The following is a 21,695-nucleotide window of genomic DNA, read 5'->3' on the forward strand; positions in this document are numbered from 1 at the left end:
TACAACGGGAAAGGGCCGGTTCTTTGGAACCGGCCCACTAAACCCCGGGTCAGAGCGCTAACCCGAATAACGCCCTGACCCGCCCCCAAACGCCGCTACTACCCTAATCGAGCGAATCGTCTGGTGGTGTAACCCTCTAAGAGAGACACCTTGCGCTCTCATTCTGCTCGGGAAGCGAACATGCCGCTAGTCGGCTCTTTGGGGGACCGTCAGGCGGAGAAGTTCCGCCACCGTCCGGCGCCGGCCTGAAGTGAGCCGCGCATGATGCGCTGGCTTCTCTGCCACGCCGACGGCCCGTCAGACGGGACAGCATCGGCTCGCGCTGCTTCCTCGACGACGGCCGCCGTGAGCACAGCTGTGACGGCGGCAACCTCCTCGGGGGTGGGGGAGCCACGGAGAATACGGACGTTCACACCCTGCTCCTGTCCCTCCGCGGTGAACAGTTCACGCGTGTTCGATGGCACAGCGTGCCGACCGGATCGGCGCTCGGCCGGTACCAGGCCGGTCACAGCGGGATGTTCCCGTGTTTCTTGGGCGGGAGGCTCGACCGCTTGCCCTTGAGGGAGCGCAACGCCTTGATGACAGCCACACGGGTGGCAGCGGGTTCGATGACACCATCGAGCTCGCCACGCTCGGCCGCAAGGAACGGGCTCGCGACGTTGTAGGTGTACTCGTTGGCGAGACGGGTCCGCACGGCGGCGACGTCTTCACCGGCGGCCTCTGCGCGCTTGATCTCACCGCGGTACAGAATATTGACGGCGCCCTGCCCACCCATGACGGCGATTTCCGCCGTCGGCCAGGCCAGGTTGATGTCAGCACCGAGCTGTTTCGAGCCCATGACGATGTAGGCGCCACCGTACGCCTTGCGGAGGATTACGGTGACGAGCGGCACGGTCGCCTCAGCATAGGCGTAGAGCAGCTTCGCGCCACGGCGGATCACGCCGGTCCACTCCTGATCGGTGCCTGGCAGGTAGCCGGGCACGTCGACGAGGGTCAGGATCGGGATGCTGAACGCGTCGCAGAAACGCACGAACCGGGATGCTTTCTCCCCGGCTTCGATGTTGAGGGTGCCGGCCATCGCGTTCGGCTGGTTGGCGATGATACCCACCGTGCGGCCTTCGACGCGTGCGAAGCCGATGACGATGTTCGGGGCGAACAGCGGCTGGACCTCGAGGAAGTCGCCGTGATCGACGACGTGCTCGATCACGGTCTTCACGTCGTATGGCTGGTTCGGGGAGTCCGGGATGATCGTGTTCAGCTTGCGGTCGGCATCCGTCGTCTCCAGCTCGATGTCGCTCTCGTAGACCGGGAGCTCGGCGAGGTTGTTGTCCGGGAGGAAGCTGATGAGCGTGCGCGCGTAGTCGAGGGCGTCTGCTTCATCGCTCGCGAGGTAGTGCGCGACACCGGAACGGGTGTTGTGGGTGAGGGCCCCACCGAGCTCCTCCATGCCGACGTCTTCGCCGGTTACCGTCTTGATGACATCCGGGCCGGTGACGAACATCTGGCTCGTCTTGTCGACCATGATCACGAAGTCGGTGAGCGCGGGGGAGTACACGGCGCCACCGGCGGCCGGACCCATGATGAGGGAGATCTGGGGAATGACGCCGGAAGCCGCGGTGTTCCTGCGGAAGATCTCGCCGTATTTGCCGAGCGCAACGACCCCCTCCTGGATGCGCGCTCCGCCGGAGTCGAGCATGCCGAGAATCGGAACGCCGGTCTTGAGTGCGTGGTCCATGATCTTGATGATCTTCTCGCCGGCGACCTCGCCGAGCGATCCACCGAAGATGGTGAAGTCCTGCGAGTACACGGCGACCTGACGGCCGTGGATGGTGCCGGTGCCGGTGACGACAGCGTCGCCGTATGGCCGCGACTTCTCCATGCCGAAGGCGTGGGTGCGGTGGCGGACGAATTCGTCGAGTTCGACGAAACTGCCCGGGTCGAGCAGTTGGGCGATCCGCTCACGTGCGGTCATCTTGCCCTTGGCATGCTGCTTCGCGATCGCAGCGTCACCCGAAGCCGTCACAGCTTCGTGGTACCGGTGCTTCAGGTCGGCGAGCTTGCCGGCCGTCGTGTACATGTCGGGGGCGGATTCGTCGGTCACAGCTGCGTCATCGGTCACTTATTCACTCTACTGTGCACAGATAGGGCCATACCGTTGGTGGATGCCTACAACGAGCCCTTCCGAGCCTTGTCGGTTTGCGGCGCGTATCGTGGAGCCATGAGCCCCGCCTTTCCCCGATCCGCCGCTGTCGCCGCCCGTCTCGAGGTCCTCGACGAAACCCCGTCGACGAACGACGAGCTCGTTTCCCGGGCTGCGAACGAAAGCGACTGGCCCGACTTCTCAGCTGTCGTCACCGACACGCAGACGGCGGGGCGCGGTCGCCTCGGCAGGGCATGGGTCAGCCCTGCGGGCACGGCGCTCGCGGTCTCTGTCCTCGTCCGGGCGGATGCCTCGCTCCGGATCGACGCGCTCGGCTGGTTGCCCCTTGCCGCCGGTCTCGCCATGACCCGTGCCGTCCGGGAGGCCCTTCCCGGCCGGGACGATGTCCTGCTGAAGTGGCCGAACGACGTCCTCGTCGGCAGCTCGAAGATCAGCGGTGTCCTGTCCGAACTCGTCGTCGGTGCTGCCCCGAGCGTCGTCGTCGGTGCCGGCGTGAACCTCACCATGACCGAGGCGCAGTTGCCGGTTCCCACGGCGACCTCCCTCGTGCTCGCCGGGGCGGAGCATCCCGATGCCGACGGCATCCTCGAGACGTACCTGCGGGAGTTCCGGAGCCTTGTCGATGCCTTCCGCACGGCAGGCGGCGATGCAGCAGCCAGTGGCCTGCAGGCAGCGGTGACGGATGCCTGTGGCACCGTCGGCGCGCGAGTCCGGGTCGAACTCCCCGGCGGCAACCTGCTGTCTGGGATCGCCCGCGGCATCGACGTCTCTGGCCGGATCATCGTCCAGGCTGACGGGTCGGATCAACTCACCCCGGTCTCCGCCGGTGACATCACGCACCTGCGCGCCCGCTGACTCGCGGCCCCAAATTCAGGAGACACCTCCAAATTCAGGAGATCCGGTGCGACACGCCGTGCGCGGCGCGTGCTGGACGGCGTGTTGCGTCACATCTCCTGAATTTGAACGGAGGGCGGCGGCGGTGCGGCCCGGGCCCTTCGGCTGCCAGTGCTAGAAATGAAGCATGGCCGATTACCCGAGTGCTGCAGCGAGCCTGCCTCCCGACGGTGAACGACCCATTGTGCCGACCGAGCGCGTGGTCGCCCGGCTGCGGCCGAACGCCCGCGCTCTCTTCTGGCCAGCCCTCGTGCTCGTCGCGCTGCCGGGACTCACGGTCTTCGCCGTGAGCCTATTCGCCGAAACGTGGCTGCACGCCATGATCGTTGTGCTTGCCGTTCTGTTGTTCGTTCTCTTCGTTCTGTTCCCCTACATCGCCTGGCTGAACCACCGGTGTACGATCACGACGCGACGGGTGATCGCCCGCCGCGGGTTCTTCGTGCGCGAACGCAGGGAGATCTTCCACAGCAGGGGATACCACGTCACGCTCAAGCAGAGCTGGCTCCAGAGCGCTTTTCGCTCGGGCGACATCCACATCAGTTCGGGCGTGGAAAAGCCGCTCATCCTTCGTGATCTCCCCGGGGCCGACCAGGTGCTCGAAACCCTCCAGGAACTCATCGAACGCAATCAGGTCGTTCTGACCTCTCAGATGGGTTCGACCGGAAGCGCGACGACCGCTTTCTGACCCGCGGGAACGACACGGGCAGCGGATGCCTGTCTGCTGGGTGAGAAGACCCAGTAGCGATACAGCGTGAAGCGGAAGATGGCGCCGAGTCCGAGCCCCACGACGTTAGCCGAGATGTTGTCCGCGAGCACCGAGGTGAACCCGAGCGCGTAGTGGGACACCCACAGGCAACCGAGCCCGATCCCCATTCCGGCGAGGGAGACCGCGAAGAACTCGAGTCCCTCACGAAGCGTGTTGGACCGGCGTTCGCGAGCGAACGTCCAGTACCGGTTACCGAGCCAGTTCGTGACGATCGCGAGCAGCGTGGAAATGATCTTCGCGATCAGCGGTCCGGTGTGCACATTCTCCGGCGAGAGAATGGTGAGCCGGAGGGCGTTGAACACGGTCAGGTCGACGAGAAGTCCAGCAGCACCGACGAGCCCGAACTGAGCCAGCTGAACGAGCAGGCGGCGCGCCCGGCCGGTCGGCGCGATTCTCGTCATGTCCTGCTCCGGTTTCGGGAAGGGGGCTGGGTTGGATGCCTGATGCGCCATGCGCGAGGATAGGGGCGTACGCAGTTTATGCGACCTCCCGGCGCGCACCGCTGGGAGTTCCCTGCGCCGGAACGATATCTGGAGGCTTTCCCGTGGTCCGTGTTGGTGTAATTGGCGGAGGGCAGCTCGCCCGGATGATGATCCCACCGGCCGTGAATCTGGGCATCGATCTTCGCGTGCTCGCGGAGACCGAGGGAATGGCCGCGAGCCTCGCGGCATCCGCTGTGGGCGATTACCACGACGTCGAGGCCGTTCTCGCGTTCGCTCGGGACGTCGACGTCATCACATTCGACCACGAACACGTGCCGCAGGACGTGCTTCACGCCCTGACCGACGCGGGGATTCCCGTGCACCCCGGCCCCGACGCCCTGCTGTACGCCCAGGACAAACTGCTGATGCGCCAGAAACTCAGCGACCTCGGTTTGCCGGTCCCGGTGTGGGCACGGGTCGAGACCGAGGACGAGCTTCAGCAGTTCCTCGACGCCAATGGCGGCCAGGCCGTGGTGAAGACTCCGCGCGGTGGCTATGACGGCAAAGGCGTGCGGGTCGTCTCCGCGGCGCATGAGGCGAGCGATTGGTTCACCACACTCGCCGAACACGGTGCACGAGACGCGCTCCTCGTCGAGGAATTCGTCGACTTCCGCAGGGAACTCGCGCAGTTGTCTGCCCGTCGCCCCTCGGGTGAACTGGTGCTCTGGCCGGTCGTCGAATCCATCCAGCGCGACGGCGTCTGCGCCGAGGTCCTCGCTCCAGCGCCCGGGTCGGCCGGGCGGATCGCAGACGTCGCCGCCCAGATAGCATCGGACGTCGCGACGGGTCTCGGTGTCACCGGAGTGTTCGCCGTCGAACTGTTCGAGACGCAGGACGACAGGCTCCTCATCAACGAACTCGCGATGCGCCCGCACAACTCGGGCCACTGGACCCAGGACGGGTCGACGACGAGCCAGTTCGAGCAGCACCTGCGCGCTGTACTCGACCTCCCGCTCGGAGCGACGGGATGCACCGAGCCGCACACCGTGATGGTGAACATCCTCGGCGGCCCCGCCGAAGGCACGCTCGCGAACCGGTACCCGGCGGCGCTCGGCGCTCACCCCACCGCGAAGATCCACATCTACGGCAAAGAGCCACGGCCGGGCCGCAAGGTCGGGCACGTCAACGCGAGCGGATCGAAACTCGACGTTGTCGCCTACGAAGCGCGCGCCGCAGCGGCGTTTTTTCAGGACTGACATTTAGCATGGTTCTCATGCCATTCCACGCCTCAGCGCGCCCCCGTGTCGGTCTCGTCATGGGGAGCGACTCCGACTGGTCGGTGATGGCTGCTGCTTCTGAGATCCTCTCCGAGTTCGAGATCGACCACGAGGTCGAGGTCGTGAGCGCCCACCGCACGCCCGACAAGATGATCGACTACGGCAGGGACGCCCGGTCACGCGGACTCGCGGTCATCATCGCCGGAGCGGGCGGGGCAGCCCATCTGCCTGGCATGCTGGCATCCGTCACGACGCTCCCTGTCATCGGTGTGCCGGTGCCCCTCGCGAAGCTCGATGGCCTGGACTCGCTGCTCTCCATCGTGCAGATGCCCGCCGGTGTCCCCGTGGCCACCGTCTCGATCGGTGGGGCGAAAAACGCCGGGATCCTCGCTGCGCGCATTCTCGCCACGACCGATGATTCCCTGGCGACGAAGCTCTCCGAATACGCCGCGGCGCTCGCCGCACAGGTTGACGAGAAGAATCGCGCCCTCAAGTCGAGCCTATGAGCGTGTCAGCGACCAGTCCGATCCGCTACCCGGACCTCACGGCTCCCGCTCTCATGACGCGCAGGGCCTGGTGGCTCGTCGCGCTCAACTTTCTCATCCCCGGGTCGACCCAGGTGCTCGCAGGCAACCGCAAGCTGGGGCGCTTCGGCCTCGCGGCCACCCTCACGATGTGGCTGATCGGAATCTTCGCGATCCTCGCCTACTTTCTCTGGCGCACCGCGGCGCTCAGCATCGCCACGAACTCATGGGTGCTCACCGGCGCACAGGTGCTCCTCGCCGGCTACGCGGTGCTGTGGCTCGTCCTCACTCTCGACACGCTCCGCCTTGTCCGCCTCATCCGTGCCATGCCTGGAACCCGATTCTGGATCGCGGCGAGCACCGTCGTGCTGCTCGTGCTTTCCGTCGGTACTGCGACGGCGGGCGCCTACTACGCCGGAATCACCCGGGGAACGCTGCAGTCCATCTTCGGAGGAGGCGCAGCATCCGTTCCTCCCGTGGATGGCCGATACAACATCCTCCTGCTCGGCGCGGATGCCGGCCCTGACCGGGAAGGTCTGCGCCCTGACAGCATTTCGGTGGTGTCACTCGACGCGGAGACCGGCCGGATGACGATGATCGGCCTGCCGCGTGACATGCGGAATGTCCCGTTCTCGGCGGGGTCGCCGATGGGTGAGCTCTACCCGGACGGCTACCGCCGTTGCGACGTCAGCAGCTGCAAACTGAACTCGATCTACACCGAAGCCCAGTTGCGTCACGGCGATCTGTACCCGGATGCTGCGTCGACGTCATCGAGTTCCGGCATCGAAGCGACGAAGGAAGCAGCCGAGGGAGTCCTCGGGCTGGAGATCCCCTACTTCGCCCTGATTGACATGCAGGGATTCGAGAAACTCGTCGACGCGCTCGGTGGCGTTGAGATCACTGTGAAGGAACGGCTCCCGATCGGCGGCGACGAACAGCTGAGAAACGTGGACGAGTGGATCGAACCCGGGACCCGCAAGCTCAACGGGTACTACGCGCAGTGGTACGCGCGGTCCCGTCACAGCACCTCCGACTACGACAGGATGGAACGCCAGCGCGAGCTGCAGGCGGCGATCCTCGACCAGTTCACCCCCGCGAACGTGCTCTCGAAGTTCCAGAGCATCGCACAGGCAGGAACCCAGGTTGTGAAGACCGACATCCCGCAGGACATGCTGGGCTACTTCGTCAACCTCGCCATGAAGACGAAGGAACTGCCGACCAGCTCGGTCGAGCTGACGCCGGCAAACGGCATCATCCCTGACGAGCGGGACTTCGACGACTTCGACCGGATCCGTGAGCTCGTTCGCGCGGATCTGTATCCGCCGACGGCGACTCCCGAAGCCGAGTAGGTCCTAAAGGTCGGCGTGGAGCGCCCAGACACGCTCCGCTGAGTCGCGCCAGCTGAAGGCGCGAGCGCGGTCCTGCCCGGCGATCCGCATGCGGTCGGCGAGGTCGGAATCATCGAGGACGGATGCCACGGCGGCGGCGAGGCGCTCCGGGTAGCCCTTTGCATCACGCTCGACGGCGAGGCCCGCTCCGCCGGCCACTTCAACGAGGGCGGGGTCATCCGAGTGGACGACGGGGGCGCCGAAAGTGAACGCCTCAATGAGGGGGAGGCCAAACCCTTCGCGCAGGCTCGGATAAATGAACACGCTCGTGCGGGAAAGCACCACGGCGAGGTCGGCGTCGGACAGGTAGCCCAGTGCCCGGACCCGGCCTTCAGCAAGCCCTGCCTCGTCCGCGACGGATGCGAGCGCGAGCTCACCCCAGGTTTCGGGTCCAAGCACGAGCAGGGGGAGGTCAGGAGCATCGGGCTGGCCGAGGCCTGTAATCAGCGGCGTGAGCCCGCGGCGCGGGTCAAGGGTGCCGACCGTGAGCATGAATTTCTCGGGCAGGTCCATCCGCGCCGCTCGCTCGTCGGCATCGTCCGGCAGCGTGAGGTTCGAGGCGACGGCACCGGAGATCACGCGCACCCGGTCGCCGAAGTCAAGAATCTCCGACAACTGCTCGGCAACGGCGTGCGTGGGGACCACAATAGCGTCCGCGTGTTTCCGCGCACGTTTCGCCATCGCCTTGTGCCACGCGACGCTCGCAGGGGTCAACGATTTCGGGTCGCTCCACGCAAGCGTGTCGTGGATCGTCACGACCATCTGGGTCTGGTCGAACTCGCGGTCGTGACGGCGAAGCGGGGCCAGAAGGCTGGGGGAGTGGATCATGCCGGTACCGAGCGTCGGGACGATGCCCAGTTGCCACGCTGCCGCAAGTTCGCGGCGGGGAAGGGTCGTGCGGTGCAATTGCGACAGACCAGGCAGGGCTTCTTCGATACGGGTGATCTTCTCCTGCGGCAGCGCCGAGACGATTCCCTCGACAGAGCAACCCCGCGGTGCTGTCGACACGAGTGCCCGGGTGAGTTCCTCGGTGTAGCGCGAGATACCGTTCGGAGCCGGGGTGATCATCTGGTCGACGACCATTCGGAGTGTTGTCGCCATACGTGAGCCGCCTTTAATCAGTTGTTTTTGCCGCTTCCAACCTAGAGGACGCGTGTCCTGCCCTGTACGGGGAGTATCCGGGGTATATACATACCCATACGATAGGTCCCATGCCTGGGGTCCAAAGTATTACTCGCGCGCGCTCGATCGCGCTGTTCATCATCGGTTTGCTCGTCGCGTCGATCTTCGTGGCCGCGCCGCTTCCTGCCTCGCAGACCGAGCCGGCCTCAGCCGCCGGCTTCAACGCCGGGAACATCATCGACGACGCGGTGTTCTATAACAGCAACGCCATGACCGAATCGGGCATTCAGTCGTTTCTGAACTCGAAGGGTGCCAACTGTAAGGCCGGCGCGTTGTGCCTCAAGAATTACAAGGTGACGACGAGCAACCGGGCAGCAGACGCCATGTGCAAGGCGTACTCCGGGGCGAGCAATGAAACAGCGGCACGCATCCTCTACAAGGTCGCCCAGGCGTGTGGAATCAACCCACAGGTCCTCCTGGTCATGCTCGAAAAGGAACAGAGCCTTGTCACGATGGCCTCGCCGACCCAGGGCAGGTACAACATCGCGATGGGCTACGGCTGCCCGGACTTCAAGCTGTGCGACAGCCAGTACTTCGGCCTGTTCAACCAGGTCTACAAAGCGGGATCCCAGCTCATTCGCTACACCAACCCGCCCGGGACGTCGAACTACTTCACCTGGTTCGGCCCCGGAAAGACAGTGCCGATCCAGTGGCACCCGAACGTTTCCTGCGGAACCGGGCAGGTCTATGTCGCTAACAAGGCAACGGCGAGCCTCTACTACTACACGCCTTACCAGCCCAACGCGAGAGCGCTGAGCGCCGGCTGGGGAACCGGTGACGGATGCTCCGCATACGGCAACCGCAACTTCTACAACTTCTTCACGTCCTGGTTCGGATCCACACGAGGACAACCTGCCGCGGCGCAACTCTCCTCGCTGACCGCCTCGCTCGGCGGAGCGACAGCACAGGCCATCACCTACGCCGACGGCGGAGTCGGCCAGGAATTCGAAAAGGGCTGGGCGTACTGGCACACGACAACGGGGGCGTTCGCGACCTCCGGGCCAATCGGGCGCTCGTACATCGCACTTTCGGGCCCGAACGGATTGCTGAAGTATCCGACTGCGGCCCTGCGCTCCGAAACCGGTTCGGGTTCGAGCATGAAGTTCCAGAACGGGTCTCTGTATTACTCGCCGACGCACGGCATCCATTACGTGCTGACAGCTTTCGACAGCGTGTACCGCAGCAGCGGCGGAGTCTCCGGCACCATCGGCCACCCCACCGGAAGCACCATCACGAATAGTGACGGAAGCATGGAACAGGCCTTCGCCAAGGGCTGGATCTACCAGGCAAAGGGTGGATCCCCCGTCACCGTCTCGGGGGCCATCGGGACCGCGTACTCGGCCCTCGGCGGTTCGAGCGGCGTTCTCGGTATGCCGACGGGTCCGATGAAGTGGACATCCGGCGGATACAGCCAGGCCTTCAAGAACGGCACGCTGTACTGGTCGGCGACAACCAAAGCACAGTATGTTCTGACGACTCTCGCCGGCGAGTACGAGAAGAAGGGCGGGGTCACAGGCCCGCTCGGTTTCCCGGCAGGCAAGACCGAGACGTATGCCAACGGAGTCCTCGGCCAGAAGTTCCAGAACGGCTGGCTGTACTGGTCCAGCGCCCAAGGCGCCGTCGAGACGTCGGGTCAGATCGGGAATTCGTATGACTGGTTGAAGGGTCCTGATGGGATTCTGGGGTATCCGGTTGCCGCTCAGAAGTCTGAGGTTGGTGGCGGGGTGAGCCAGGCGTTCTCGAAGGGGTCGTTGTTCTACGCTCCGACGAAGGGCATTCACTTCATGCTGTCGACGATTGTGTCGGAGTACGCGAAGCAGGGTGGTGTTGGCGGGAAGCTGGGTCACCCGATCGACAGCACGAAGTCGTATGCGGATGGTTCGATGAGCCAGAAGTTTGAGAAGGGCTGGATCTACTGGTCGAAGTCTGCGGGTTATGTTCAGACGTCGGGTCAGATCGGGAATTCGTATGACTGGTTGAAGGGTCCTGATGGGACTCTGGGGTATCCGGTTGCCGCTCAGAAGTCTGAGGTTGGTGGCGGGGTGAGCCAGGCGTTCTCGAAGGGGTCGTTGTTCTACGCTCCGACGAAGGGCATTCACTTCATGCTGTCGACGATTGTGTCGGAGTACGCGAAGCAGGGTGGTGTTGGCGGGAAGCTGGGTCACCCGATCGACAGCACGAAGTCGTATGCGGATGGTTCGATGAGCCAGAAGTTTGAGAAGGGCTGGATCTACTGGTCGAAGTCTGCGGGTTATGTTCAGACGTCGGGTCAGATCGGGAATTCGTATGACTGGTTGAAGGGTCCTGATGGGACTCTGGGGTATCCGGTTGCCGCTCAGAAGTCTGAGGTTGGTGGCGGGGTGAGCCAGGCGTTCTCGAAGGGGTCGTTGTTCTACGCTCCGACGAAGGGCATTCACTTCATGCTGTCGACGATTGTGTCGGAGTACGCGAAGCAGGGTGGTGTTGGCGGGAAGCTGGGTCACCCGATCGACAGCACGAAGTCGTATGCGGATGGTTCGATGAGCCAGAAGTTTGAGAAGGGCTGGATCTACTGGTCGAAGTCTGCGGGTTATGTTCAGACGTCGGGTCAGATCGGGAATTCGTATGACTGGTTGAAGGGTCCTGATGGGACTCTGGGGTATCCGGTTGCCGCTCAGAAGTCTGAGGTTGGTGGCGGGGTGAGCCAGGCGTTCTCGAAGGGGTCGTTGTTCTACGCTCCGACGAAGGGCATTCACTTCATGCTGTCGACGATTGTGTCGGAGTACGCGAAGCAGGGTGGTGTTGGCGGGAAGCTGGGTCACCCGATCGACAGCACGAAGTCGTATGCGGATGGTTCGATGAGCCAGAAGTTTGAGAAGGGCTGGATCTACTGGTCGAAGTCTGCGGGTTATGTTCAGACGTCGGGTCAGATCGGGAATTCGTATGACTGGTTGAAGGGTCCTGATGGGACTCTGGGGTATCCGGTTGCCGCTCAGAAGTCTGAGGTTGGTGGCGGGGTGAGCCAGGCGTTCTCGAAGGGGTCGTTGTTCTACGCTCCGACGAAGGGCATTCACTTCATGCTGTCGACGATTGTGTCGGAGTACGCGAAGCAGGGTGGTGTTGGCGGGAAGCTGGGTCACCCGATCGACAGCACGAAAACCCTTCCGGGTGGTGGATTCAGCCAGAAGTTCCAGAACGGAACACTGACGTGGACGCCGGCGAGCGGCGCCATCATCAACTGATTCCGACTCTCGGCGCGTAGCGTCGGTGCTCGCCGGCGGAATGCCACGGTAAAGTGGCCTGTTGCCGGATTGCGGCGGGAGAGGGAATTGGTGTGTCGAAAGATCCCCGTGTCGTCGCTGTCGTGGTCGCGTACAATCGACGCGAACTTCTGGGAGAAGTCCTCGCGGGCCTTCACAGCCAGTCCCGTCCTGTTGACGCGATCGTTGTCGTCGACAACGCCTCTACCGACGGATCAGCAGCAGTCGTCAAGTCAGATGCTCCCGAGGCGACGCTCATTGAGTTGACCGAGAATACCGGCGGCGCTGGTGGTTTCGCGGTCGGTATGGCTGCCGCTGCCATTCGCCACCGGCCGGACTGGATCTGGGTGATGGACGACGACACCGTGCCACAGGCCGATGCGTTGGCCGGACTTCTCCAGGCTGTCAGCAGCTACCGCGGGAAGAACCTGCTCGCTGTCGGATCACGCGTTCTCTGGACGGACGGCAGCGAACATCCGATGAACACCCCTCGCGCCAATCCCTTCGCACGGCGTGCCGAAAAGGCTGCGGCTGAGCGCGTCCAGGCCAGACCGGTGCGCTCTCTCTCGTTCGTCTCATCGATGTACCGGGCCGACGCGGTCGTCCGGCACGGTTACCCGATCGTCGACTACTTCCTGTGGAACGATGACTTTGAATTCAGCGCACGGCTCCTGCGCCACGGTGCCGGACTCTCCGTCGACGGCAGCGTCGTCGTCCACAAAACCAAAGCCCTCGCCTCGACCGACGTCGACCCCGGACCCCGATTCCGGCTCGAGGTCCGGAACAAGCTCTGGCTGTTCCGGCACTCGACGGCTCTCCGCAGGAGCGAGAAGATTGTCTACATCGGCGCCTCCGCCGTTCGGTGGGCGCGTACGTTCCTCAGATCGACTGATCGGGCGATGCTGCGCCGTGGTCTGCGTGACGGCTTCCGTGAGGGCTGGGGCACGGCGCCACGACGGAACTCCGCCGCCCTGGCGGGCGCCGGTGTGCCCGATGACCTTCTCTCCGCTGTCGATGGGAAGCAAAGGTGACCGCCGAACCGGGGCGCGCGTCCACGCCCTTCTCTCTCCTGCTCCCCGTGTACGGCAACGATGACCCGGCCCAGTTCGAGAGGGCGTTCTCCAGCTCGGTTCAGGCTCAGACCGTCCCCCCCGCAGAAGTGGTTCTCGTACAGGACGGTCCCGTTCCGGAGGCCTTGCACGCGTCGATCGACAAGGCTGTCGCGTCCTCCCCTGTCCCGGTGAAACTGGTGAGGATCGAGGAACGCGGCGGGCTTGCGAACGCGCTCACCGTCGGCCTCGCTGCCTGCTCCCACGACATCGTGGCGAGGATGGATGCCGACGACGTCTCGTTGTCGACCCGCTTCGAACGCCAGGTCACGAAGCTCGACGAAGGACTCGACCTCGTCGGAACAGGGATGTTCGAGTTCGCCGATGACACCAGCGCCGTCATCGGCCGACGCACTCCGCCGATCGGTCCGGAGACAATTGCCAGATACGCGCGGTTCCACGACCCGTTCAACCACCCAACGGTGATGTACCGGAGGACGGCCGTCAATCGGGCCGGCGGGTACGACGACATCGGTCTCATGGAGGATTACTGGTTGTTCGCGAGAATGATCCAGTCCGGTGCCCGCGTGGACAACATCCCCGATGCCCTCGTGATGTACCGGGTCGGTGCCGGTGCGTACTCACGCCGCGGTGGACGAAAGCAGTTCGAGGCGGAGCTGAGCCTCCAACGTGCACTCCTCACCACAGGATTCACCACTCGGATCCAGTTCGTTCGCAACCTCGCGGTACGCGGCCTCTACAGGTTTGTGCCCGTCAGAATTCGGACGGTCATGTACCGGCGGCTCATAGCCAGGGGTTTCCAACGCAGCGAACCGCACTGACGCTCCGGCGACTTGCAGAGAGCGCCCCCTACAATGAACTGGTGACAGTTCTCGTTACCGGCGGCGCCGGATACATCGGCAGCCATGTCGTCAGGCTTTTGTCGGAGCGGGGCGACGACGTCGTCGTCCTCGACAGTCTTGCGACGGGAGACACGGGGCGGATCGGGAACGCCGCACTGGAGAGAATCGACCTTGCCGCAGACTCTGCGCCTGCGGAGATTTCGCGGCTCGCTCGTGAACATTCCGTGACCAGCGTCATCCACCTCGCCGCCCTCAAGCAGGCGGGACAGTCGGTCGAACAGCCTGCTCGGTACTATTCCGAGAACATAGGCGGACTCGCCAACCTGCTGCGCGGACTCGAGGGATCCGACGCGAGGACATTCGTCTTCTCTTCGTCGGCAGCGGTATATGGGAACCCCGGCAACGGGCTGGTGACAGAAGAAACTCCCACCCGCCCGATCAATCCCTACGGTGAGACGAAGCTCGCGGGGGAGTGGCTCGTCGAAGCGGCAGGCAAGGCAACGGGCATCCGCACGGTGAGCCTCCGCTACTTCAACGTCGCTGGTGCCGGTTGGCCGGAGCTTGGCGACACGGTTCCGATGAATCTGCTCACCCTTGCGATCGACGCGGTGCACCGTGGCGAGCAACCGAAAATCTTCGGTGACGACTACGAGACCCCCGATCGAACCGGAGTTCGCGACTACGTCCACGTCCTTGACCTTGCAGAAGCACACCTCGCCGCTCTCGACAACCTGACCGGCAACAGCGCCACAGTCAGCCCGGTCTTCAACGTCGGCACCGGAAGCGGTGCAAGCGTGCTCACAGTGCTCAACACCCTTGCGACCGTCAGCGGCCGGAAGATCGAGCCCGCTGTCGTCGGTCGCCGCGCGGGCGACCCGGCGTCGGTCGTCGCCGATGTCTCCCTGATCGAGCGGGAGCTCGGCTGGCGTTCGACCCGCGGTCTCGATCACATGGTCTCCTCCGCCTGGGAGTCCTCACTCCATCAGGCAGGGAAAACTGTTGCATAGGGCCAGCCAGCACCCGAGAGGAGTCCAGTGACCTGGCTCGCGGCACTCCCCGTTCTCGCCGTTGCAATCGCTGTGCTTTTCCTCCCTGGCCTCGCCGTGGCCGGGGCTGCAGGAGCACGGGGCTTTCTGCTGTTCGCCGCCGCCCCCGCAGCGTCGGTTGCCGTTATCGCGGTTTTCGCCATTGCCTTTCCGTTCATCGGGATGGATTGGGGCGTGCCCGCGGTCCTCGCGGGCACGGTGCTGCTCGCCGCCCTCGTGGCGATCCTGCACAGGCTCGGTGCAGGGCGCTGGGCTGGCAAGCGGGAGGATCACGGGCCCGGCCGGTCGGGGTGGACGGTGTCAGCGATCGCCATCGGCGCCGTCATCATCACCGTCCAGCTCGGGATCATGCTCGGCGAACCCGCCAACGTCTCTCAGACCTTCGATGCCGCGTTCCACCTCAACGGAACGAAGTACATTCTTGACACGGCGAACGCATCGTCCTTTCATCTATCGGGACTCATCATTCCCGAGGGCCAGTCAAGTTTTTACCCGGCCGCCTGGCACGGGGTTGTTTCACTCGTCGCTGCTTCATCCGGTGGAGACATCCTCGTAGCGGCGAACATGCTCAACCTGGCCGTCGCCGCGATCGTCTGGCCGACCGGAGTCGTTGCACTCACCCGGGTCCTCGTGCCGGGCAACCGCGTCGCTCTCCTCGGAGCGGGCCTTCTCAGCGCGAGTGTTCCCGGGTTCCCGATCCTGCCACTCGACTACGGCGTACTGTTCCCGTATTTCCTGGCATTGGCGTTCCTGCCGCTCGCTCTGGCCCTCGCCCTCAGCCTGTCCGGACTCACCGTGCACGAGGGGCTGGCTCCGTGGCCGCTTCGACTTCTCGCGCTGATCGCTGCGCTGACGAGCATGGGACTGGCGCAGTCTGCCGTCGTATTCGCCTGGGCCGCACTCCTGACGCCGGTGTTGCTCGCCGTTGTGCTGCGCGTGTGGAAGTCGGACCGCTCCCGCGGAGTGCGCGTGCTGGCGACCACGGCTGCGGCTGGTGCCGCGCTCGCGCTGGCCGTTGCGTGGTACGTCATCGGGCGCCTGGGCAATACCTCGCCGTGGGATGCCTACGCGGGCATCCCTCAAGCGTTCTACGAACTTTTCAGCAATTCCCGGCAGGGGGATCCGCCAGCGATCCTTTTCAGCATCCTCGTCATCATCGGGCTCGTTGCGCTGGTGCGCTCCGGGCGCTGGTGGGTGGCGGGAATATGGGCGGTCGCAGCAGTTCTCTTCCTGCTCGCGGCAGCCCTGCCGTTCGGTGACCTTCGCAACGTGTCGATCGGTCTCTTCTACAAGGATCCGCCGCGGCTGACAGCCCTGCTCGCGACGGTGGCGGTGCCCATCGCCGTGATCGGGTTTGTCGCGGTAGCCGGTCTCGTCACACGCACAGTGACCCCCGGGCTCAAGCGGCGAGTGCGTTCCCACGCCGGTCGTGTCACCGTTGGTGTCCTGGCCTGCCTGTTGCTCCTCGCTGTCACGCAAGCCGATGCGATGCGCTCCGCAGTGCTCACAGCCAGCACGAAGTACGCCATGACCAAATGGTCGCCGATCCTCTCCCTGGATGAACGTGCCCTTCTCGAGCGGATCGACGAATCGGTGCCGGAGGACGCCGTCGTCGTCGGTAATCCCTGGACGGGTGCCTCTCTCGCATACGTCATCGGCAACCGACGTGTGTTGAACCCCCACTTCAACGTGTCACCGGACCCCGCGCACATCCTCATCAACATGCACCTCAACGAGGCGCTTGATCGTCCGGAAGTCTGCGATGCGCTCGAGTCCGTTGGCGCCGAGTACGTTCTCGACTTCGGTGTCTACGTTCGCGATGCCGGCGGCGTACTGAGCTTCGACAGCACCACCGACTACAAGGGTCTCGTCGCCCTTGAGGACTCCGGCGTCGTCACCGAGATCGATAGAGAAGCCGACAAAGTTCTCTATCGGATTTCCTCCTGCGACTGATCAGAAGATCCGGCGGAGTCCAGGGACACGCGCCGCGAGAATTGCGATGGCGTACGAGCCGGCAAGTACGACGACGTACAGCAGCGACGTCGGGATGAGCGACACGCCGGAAACGGCGTCGGGAGCAATTCGCTGGATGATCGCGAGTAACGCCAAATGCACGAGAAACACGCCGAATGACGCGTCGGACAGCGCTTTCAGGACGCTCGTGGCGCGGGCGGAAAATTGTACTCGATCGAAAACCGACAGCATGAGTACGAAGACCAGCACGGTGACGATCGCAACGATCGGGCCGTAGTAACCCACTGGGAGCGCTGCCTGCAGCAGTGGGTAGTCGGGGCTGACGCCATACTGCCAGATGATCAGCGAGAGCAGAACGACGGTCGCCAGCGCGGCCAGCACGCGAGCCCGGAGAGTCAGTTCCACCGAAGCGAGAGCGTAACCGGCGACGAAATATCCCACATACGGGATCCACATCGTGAACATCGACAGGGAGATGGGGCGGTCAATTCCCGCGAGCGCCGTCACATTGGGGAGAGTGAAGATCAGTACTGTGCTGACGATGGCAACGAGAGCAAAAATTCGTGCCCTGGCAGGCCCGCCGTCCCGGAGGAACGCCGCGAGGACCGGAGCCAGGAGATACAGGCCGAGCACGATCCAGAGAAAGTAGAGCTGGGTGTAGATCTTGCCGTCGTAAACCATTTCGATGAGGTACCGAAGGGATGGTGCCTCCCCGCGAATGGCGACACGAACCAGGAGAAGGTAAATCAGATTCCAGGCGATGATCGCCGGAAGGATACGGATGGCGCGTTTGCGGTAGAACGGGAGGATGCCGTTCTTGTGGGCGGACGGCGCAAGAACGAGAGCGCCGGACAGCATCACGAAAAGCGGCACCGCCCAGATGAAACCGAGATCGATCGCGACCGCGACCCACCATGCACCGCTGCCCCGATTGGCCTCGTTCGTGACCATCAAACCGAAGATGTGAATCGCGACGACGCCACAGATGGCCGCTACCCTCGCGACGTCGAAGCTCGACCTTCGGGCGCGCCGGGTGCCGGCCGAGCCTTCCCTGGTCACCGGTCAGGAATCTCTGTGCTGCGCTGACTCGTCTTCGCGGCGGGCCTCGGCGAGCGTCAGTTCACGCGAGAGATCAGTGAGCTTGCGATTGAGCTGCACGTTCCTGCGGTAGGACGTCGACACGTAAACGAGGAAGGCGAGAACCAGGGCGTACAGCAGAAGGTCTGTACCGCGACCCACACCGACGAGGCGGGCGATCCAGGTCAGCCACTGCGGGAAGATGACGGACCCAACGGCGACGAGGACGAAGCCGGCGAGCGACAACCGGCGAAGCGCCAGGTGGCTGTCGCTGCCGGACGGGCGAGTGAAATAGAGCCCGATGGCGATGATCGCCACGACAAGAATGATCTGGATCCACATGTTGGTACCCGGCTTTCTAACGGACGAGCAGGTCGACGAGGATATTCACCGAGTTGAGGACTGACTGTCCTTTCGCTTTCGAGTAGTCGGTGTACAACAGTTCAACGGGATGCTCTTCCCACGGCAGGCCGGTGCGGCCGAGCTTGAGAACGATTTCGGTGGCGTGCGCCATCCGGTCCTGCTGAAGGTCGATCTGAGCCGCAGCATCTGTACGGATGACGCGGAGCCCGTTGTGGGCGTCTGTCAGCCGCAGCCCGGTCGTCCGGTTGGTGACCCAGACCGCAGTCTTGAGGACGACCTTCTTGAGCCAGCCCGGCTTTGTTCGATTGTCGAGGAACCGCGAGCCGAACACGATCGCGAGGTCATGCGCCCTGGCGCGTTCGAGCATCCCGATCGCATCCTCGATCCGGTGCTGGCCGTCAGCGTCGAAGGTGACGATGTATCTGGCATCCGGCTTGGACGTGACATACGTGATTCCGGTTTGCAATGCGGCACCCTGGCCAAGGTTGACGGGGTGCTGAAGCACGCGGGCCCCGGCCTGCCTGGCGACCTCGGCTGAACCGTCGGTGCTGCCATCATCGATACACACGACGTGCTCGAACCGTTCCAGAAGCTCGGAAATGACCCGCCCGATGACTGTCGCTTCGTTGTAGAGCGGAATGACGATCCAGGTTTCTGGGTCGCGTCCCGCGGCAACGGCAGGCTCCTCGGGAGCGACGGGGGTCATACGCCCATTGTTGCAGAAGGCGATAGTCTTGGTGCGCATCAGCACTGGCCGAACGTGTGCGAGGAGCCCACTTGAGTATTCATCCCAACGCCCGAATCGTGCCGTCAGCGGACGTGTCAGAGCAGGCGACCATCGGTGAGGGAAGCTCGGTGTGGCACCTGGCACAAGTCCGGGAGGACGCCACGCTCGGCCGCAATTGTATTGTCGGCCGCGGCGCCTACATCGGCACCGGCGTCGAGATGGGCGACAACTGCAAAGTGCAGAATTATGCCCTCGTCTACGAGCCGGCGAAGCTCGGCAACGGGGTTTTCATCGGACCAGCGGTCGTTCTCACCAATGACACCTACCCGCGAGCCATCAATGCCGACGGATCGCAGAAGAGCGCCCACGATTGGGAACCTGTCGGCGTGACCATTCACGAAGGCGCGGCGATCGGCGCCCGCGCGGTCTGCGTCGCGCCTGTCACGATCGGCGCGTGGGCGACCGTTGCCGCAGGCGCTGTCGTCACGCGCGACGTGCCCGAGTTCGCGCTCATGGTCGGAGTTCCTGCGAAACGAATCGGCTGGGTGGGCAAGGCGGGACTCAGGCTGACCCAGACGGATGCCGGCTGGCAGTGCCCAGAGACGTCCGCGCTCTACGAAGAAATCGACGGAACACTCAGAGAGGTCCCCGCACATGACTAACTCCTTCATTCCTCCGGCGAGGCCGATTATTGGTGATGAGGAGCGCGAGGCGGTTGATCGTGTTCTTCGTTCGGGGATGGTTGCTCAGGGTCCTGAGGTGGCGGCGTTTGAGGCTGAGTTCGCTGAGGTGATGGTGCAGGGTCGGGCGAGTGTCGCGGTGAACTCTGGCACGTCTGGTCTGCACCTCGGTCTTCTTGCCGCCGGTATCGGTGCGGGCGATGAGGTGATTGTGCCGTCGTTCACTTTTGCGGCGACGGCGAACTCGGTGGCGTTGACGGGGGCGACTCCGGTGTTTGTGGATATCGAACCGGACCAGTTCACTCTGGACCCGGTCGCGGTTGAGGCGGCGATCACGGCGAAGACGAAGGCGATTATGCCGGTGCATTTGTATGGGCACCCGGCGCATTTGCGTGAGTTGGTGGCGTTGGCGGAGAAGTACGACCTGGATGTGTATGAGGATGCGGCTCAGGCGCATGGTGCTGAGTTGGATGGTAAGCGGGTGGGGTCGTTTGGTCGGTTCGGGATGTTCAGCCTGTATCCGACGAAGAACATGACCAGTGGTGAGGGTGGGATGGTGACCTGTGACAGTGACGAGTTCGTCCGTCGGGTGAAGCTGTTCCGTAACCAGGGTATGGAGACCCAGTACCAGAACGAGGTTGTTGGGTTGAACAACCGGATGACGGATATTCATGCGGCGATCGGCCGGGTGCAGTTGACGAAGGTTGGTGGGTGGACGAAAACCCGTCAGGACAATGCTGCGTTCCTGGATGCGAACCTTGAAGGTGTGATCGTGCCTCCGGTTGCTGAGGGTGCTGTGCATGTGTATCACCAGTACACGATTCGGGTTCCGGAGGACCGTGACGGTTTCGTTCAGGCGTTGAAGGACGAGCACCAGGTGGGTAGCGGTGTGTATTACCCGGTACCGAATCACCGGTTGCCGTCGTTGACGCATTTCGCGCCCGGGCTCGACCTGCCCGAAACAGAGCGCGCCGCCGCCGAGGTGGTGTCGTTGCCGGTGCACCCGTCACTGTCGCAGGACGACCTGGAACGGGTTGTCGCCGCGGTGAACGCTGTGGTGAAGGCGGGCGCCTGATGGCTGAGTTGCGGGTGGGGTTGCTCGGTGTTGGCCAGATGGGTCGGCACCACGCCCGGGTGCTGAGGGAATTGCCCGGGGTGGATCTGGTCGGGATCGCTGACCCGGGCGGGGACCCACATAATGTTGCCGGGAAGCTTGATGTTCTGCCGGATATTGATGCGTTGATCGGTGTCGGGATCGACATGGCTGTTGTCGCGGTGCCGACGGCGTTCCACGAGGCGGCGGCGTTGAAACTTGCCGACGCGGGCGTTCACACCCTGGTCGAGAAACCGATCGCGCACTCGGTCGAGGCCGGACAGCGGATGGTCGACGCGTTCGCCAACAAGGGCCTGATTGGTGCTGTTGGTCATATTGAACGGTTCAACCCGGCGTTGCAGGAGTTGCGTCGCCGGATCGAGGCCGGGGACCTGGGCGAGGTGTATCAGATCGCGACGCGTCGTCAGGGGCCGTTCCCGTCCCGGATCGCTGATGTCGGGGTCGCGAAGGACCTCGGTTCGCACGACGTTGATTTGACGGCGTGGGTGGCGCAGTCGCCGCACAAGACGATCTTCGCGCAAACAATGTTGAAGAGCGGGCGGGAGTACGAGGACATGATCCTCGCCACCGGCCGGTTGGAGAACGGTGTGATCGTGAACCATGTCGTGAACTGGCTCTCGCCGATGAAGGAACGGATCACGATCGTCACCGGTGAACGTGGTGCGTATGTTGCCGACACGAACTCCAGCGACCTGACCTTCTACGCCAACGGCACCATCCCGACCGAGTGGGAGTACATGTCCGCGTTCCGCGGTGTGTCCGAGGGGGATGTGACCCGGTTCGCGATCGCGAAACGTGAACCGCTCCGGGTTGAACACGAAGCCTTCCGCGACGCGGTTCTGGGTTTGCGTACCGATGTTGTCACGATGGAAGAAGGACTCCGCACCCTCGCCGTCGTCGAAGGCATCATCGACTCCGCCAGAACAGGCAAGTCGGTCGAGTTCTAAGC

Annotated in this window: 20 protein-coding genes; 13 read left to right on the forward strand and 7 right to left on the reverse strand. The window is 63.8% G+C overall.

From position 1 onward, the window contains the following. Positions 1-209: 209 nt before the first annotated feature. Positions 210-509, reverse strand: coding sequence for an acyl-CoA carboxylase epsilon subunit (locus tag ACWA1Q_RS03560; protein ID WP_463759579.1), 300 nt, complete (start codon positions 507-509; stop codon positions 210-212). Next, the gene (locus ACWA1Q_RS03565; RefSeq protein WP_463760757.1) at positions 506-2,077 is read right to left on the reverse strand and encodes an acyl-CoA carboxylase subunit beta; all 1,572 of its coding nucleotides are present in this window, start codon (positions 2,075-2,077) and stop codon (positions 506-508) included. The genes ACWA1Q_RS03560 and ACWA1Q_RS03565 overlap by 4 nt, the downstream gene beginning before the upstream one ends. Before the next feature lie 141 nt (positions 2,078-2,218). On the opposite strand from ACWA1Q_RS03565, the gene ACWA1Q_RS03570 reads away from it, so the two are divergent. Together ACWA1Q_RS03570 and ACWA1Q_RS03575 are read left to right on the forward strand one after the other, a co-directional pair. Continuing rightward, positions 2,219-3,016 (forward strand): biotin--[acetyl-CoA-carboxylase] ligase, encoded by a 798-nt coding sequence (locus ACWA1Q_RS03570; RefSeq protein ID WP_463759581.1) that lies wholly within the window; start codon positions 2,219-2,221, stop codon positions 3,014-3,016. A gap of 166 nt (positions 3,017-3,182) precedes the next feature. Further along, entirely contained in the window at positions 3,183-3,740 is a 558-nt protein-coding gene (locus tag ACWA1Q_RS03575) for a PH domain-containing protein (RefSeq protein WP_463759583.1), read from the forward strand. Here the strand turns inward: ACWA1Q_RS03575 and ACWA1Q_RS03580 are convergent. Then, the gene (locus tag ACWA1Q_RS03580; RefSeq protein WP_463759584.1) at positions 3,701-4,222 is read right to left on the reverse strand and encodes a GtrA family protein; all 522 of its coding nucleotides are present in this window, start codon (positions 4,220-4,222) and stop codon (positions 3,701-3,703) included. The two genes, ACWA1Q_RS03575 and ACWA1Q_RS03580, sit on opposite strands and share 40 nt — an antisense overlap. A gap of 185 nt (positions 4,223-4,407) precedes the next feature. On the opposite strand from ACWA1Q_RS03580, the gene ACWA1Q_RS03585 reads away from it, so the two are divergent. From ACWA1Q_RS03585 to ACWA1Q_RS03595, 3 genes are read left to right on the forward strand one after another with little or no spacing between them, the layout of a single operon-like run. Next, on the forward strand, positions 4,408-5,499 hold the full coding sequence (locus ACWA1Q_RS03585; RefSeq protein ID WP_463760759.1) for a 5-(carboxyamino)imidazole ribonucleotide synthase: 1,092 nt from the start codon (positions 4,408-4,410) through the stop codon (positions 5,497-5,499). Between the two features lie 8 nt (positions 5,500-5,507). Further along, the gene (purE, locus tag ACWA1Q_RS03590) at positions 5,508-6,026 is read left to right on the forward strand and encodes a 5-(carboxyamino)imidazole ribonucleotide mutase (RefSeq protein ID WP_463759586.1); all 519 of its coding nucleotides are present in this window, start codon (positions 5,508-5,510) and stop codon (positions 6,024-6,026) included. Next, on the forward strand, positions 6,023-7,393 hold the full coding sequence (locus tag ACWA1Q_RS03595; RefSeq protein ID WP_463759588.1) for an LCP family protein: 1,371 nt from the start codon (positions 6,023-6,025) through the stop codon (positions 7,391-7,393). The genes purE and ACWA1Q_RS03595 overlap by 4 nt, the downstream gene beginning before the upstream one ends. Positions 7,394-7,396: 3 nt before the next feature. On the opposite strand, the gene ACWA1Q_RS03600 is transcribed toward ACWA1Q_RS03595, so the two are convergent. Further along, a complete protein-coding gene (locus ACWA1Q_RS03600) occupies positions 7,397-8,533 on the reverse strand; it encodes a glycosyltransferase family 4 protein (protein ID WP_463759590.1) in 1,137 nt (378 codons plus the stop codon). A 110-nt stretch (positions 8,534-8,643) separates the two neighbouring features. Here ACWA1Q_RS03600 and ACWA1Q_RS03605 point away from each other — a divergent pair, with 110 nt between their 5' ends. The 5 genes from ACWA1Q_RS03605 to ACWA1Q_RS03625 all read left to right on the forward strand — a co-directional run bounded on the left by ACWA1Q_RS03605 (position 8,644) and on the right by ACWA1Q_RS03625 (position 16,764). Beyond that, entirely contained in the window at positions 8,644-11,835 is a 3,192-nt protein-coding gene (locus ACWA1Q_RS03605; protein WP_463759592.1) for an LGFP repeat-containing protein, read from the forward strand. Between the two features lie 92 nt (positions 11,836-11,927). Next, entirely contained in the window at positions 11,928-12,884 is a 957-nt protein-coding gene (locus tag ACWA1Q_RS03610; RefSeq protein ID WP_463759593.1) for a glycosyltransferase, read from the forward strand. Further along, positions 12,881-13,744 carry a glycosyltransferase gene (locus ACWA1Q_RS03615; protein WP_463759595.1) on the forward strand — a complete coding sequence of 288 codons (864 nt, stop codon included), beginning with the start codon at positions 12,881-12,883 and terminating at the stop codon, positions 13,742-13,744. Before ACWA1Q_RS03610 ends, ACWA1Q_RS03615 begins: the two co-directional genes overlap by 4 nt. A 41-nt stretch (positions 13,745-13,785) precedes the next feature. Further along, positions 13,786-14,772 (forward strand): UDP-glucose 4-epimerase GalE, encoded by a 987-nt coding sequence (galE, locus tag ACWA1Q_RS03620; RefSeq protein WP_463759598.1) that lies wholly within the window; start codon positions 13,786-13,788, stop codon positions 14,770-14,772. A gap of 27 nt (positions 14,773-14,799) precedes the next feature. Beyond that, a complete protein-coding gene (locus ACWA1Q_RS03625) occupies positions 14,800-16,764 on the forward strand; it encodes a DUF6541 family protein (protein WP_463759599.1) in 1,965 nt (654 codons plus the stop codon). Here ACWA1Q_RS03625 and ACWA1Q_RS03630 read toward each other — a convergent pair whose 3' ends face one another. Genes ACWA1Q_RS03630 through ACWA1Q_RS03640 form a run of 3 tightly spaced genes read right to left on the reverse strand, consistent with a single transcriptional unit; the run spans position 16,765 to position 18,931 of the window. Continuing rightward, complete coding sequence (locus ACWA1Q_RS03630) at positions 16,765-17,844, reverse strand: acyltransferase (protein WP_463759601.1); 1,080 nt, start codon at positions 17,842-17,844, stop codon at positions 16,765-16,767. 3 nt (positions 17,845-17,847) lie between these two features. Next, positions 17,848-18,204, reverse strand: a complete 357-nt coding sequence (locus ACWA1Q_RS03635) for a DUF2304 family protein (protein ID WP_463759603.1) — start codon at positions 18,202-18,204, stop codon at positions 17,848-17,850. A 16-nt stretch (positions 18,205-18,220) separates the two neighbouring features. Next, positions 18,221-18,931, reverse strand: coding sequence for a glycosyltransferase family 2 protein (locus ACWA1Q_RS03640; RefSeq protein ID WP_463759605.1), 711 nt, complete (start codon positions 18,929-18,931; stop codon positions 18,221-18,223). A 71-nt stretch (positions 18,932-19,002) separates the two neighbouring features. Here ACWA1Q_RS03640 and ACWA1Q_RS03645 point away from each other — a divergent pair, with 71 nt between their 5' ends. From ACWA1Q_RS03645 to ACWA1Q_RS03655, 3 genes are read left to right on the forward strand one after another with little or no spacing between them, the layout of a single operon-like run. Next, on the forward strand, positions 19,003-19,614 hold the full coding sequence (locus tag ACWA1Q_RS03645; RefSeq protein WP_463759606.1) for an acyltransferase: 612 nt from the start codon (positions 19,003-19,005) through the stop codon (positions 19,612-19,614). Continuing rightward, entirely contained in the window at positions 19,607-20,707 is a 1,101-nt protein-coding gene (locus ACWA1Q_RS03650) for a DegT/DnrJ/EryC1/StrS family aminotransferase (protein ID WP_463759608.1), read from the forward strand. Before ACWA1Q_RS03645 ends, ACWA1Q_RS03650 begins: the two co-directional genes overlap by 8 nt. Next, the gene (locus tag ACWA1Q_RS03655; RefSeq protein WP_463759609.1) at positions 20,707-21,693 is read left to right on the forward strand and encodes a Gfo/Idh/MocA family oxidoreductase; all 987 of its coding nucleotides are present in this window, start codon (positions 20,707-20,709) and stop codon (positions 21,691-21,693) included. The genes ACWA1Q_RS03650 and ACWA1Q_RS03655 overlap by 1 nt, the downstream gene beginning before the upstream one ends. Positions 21,694-21,695: the final 2 nt, after the last annotated feature.

The sequence above is a fragment of the Mycetocola sp. TRD_SC_2 genome (genome assembly GCF_055361225.1).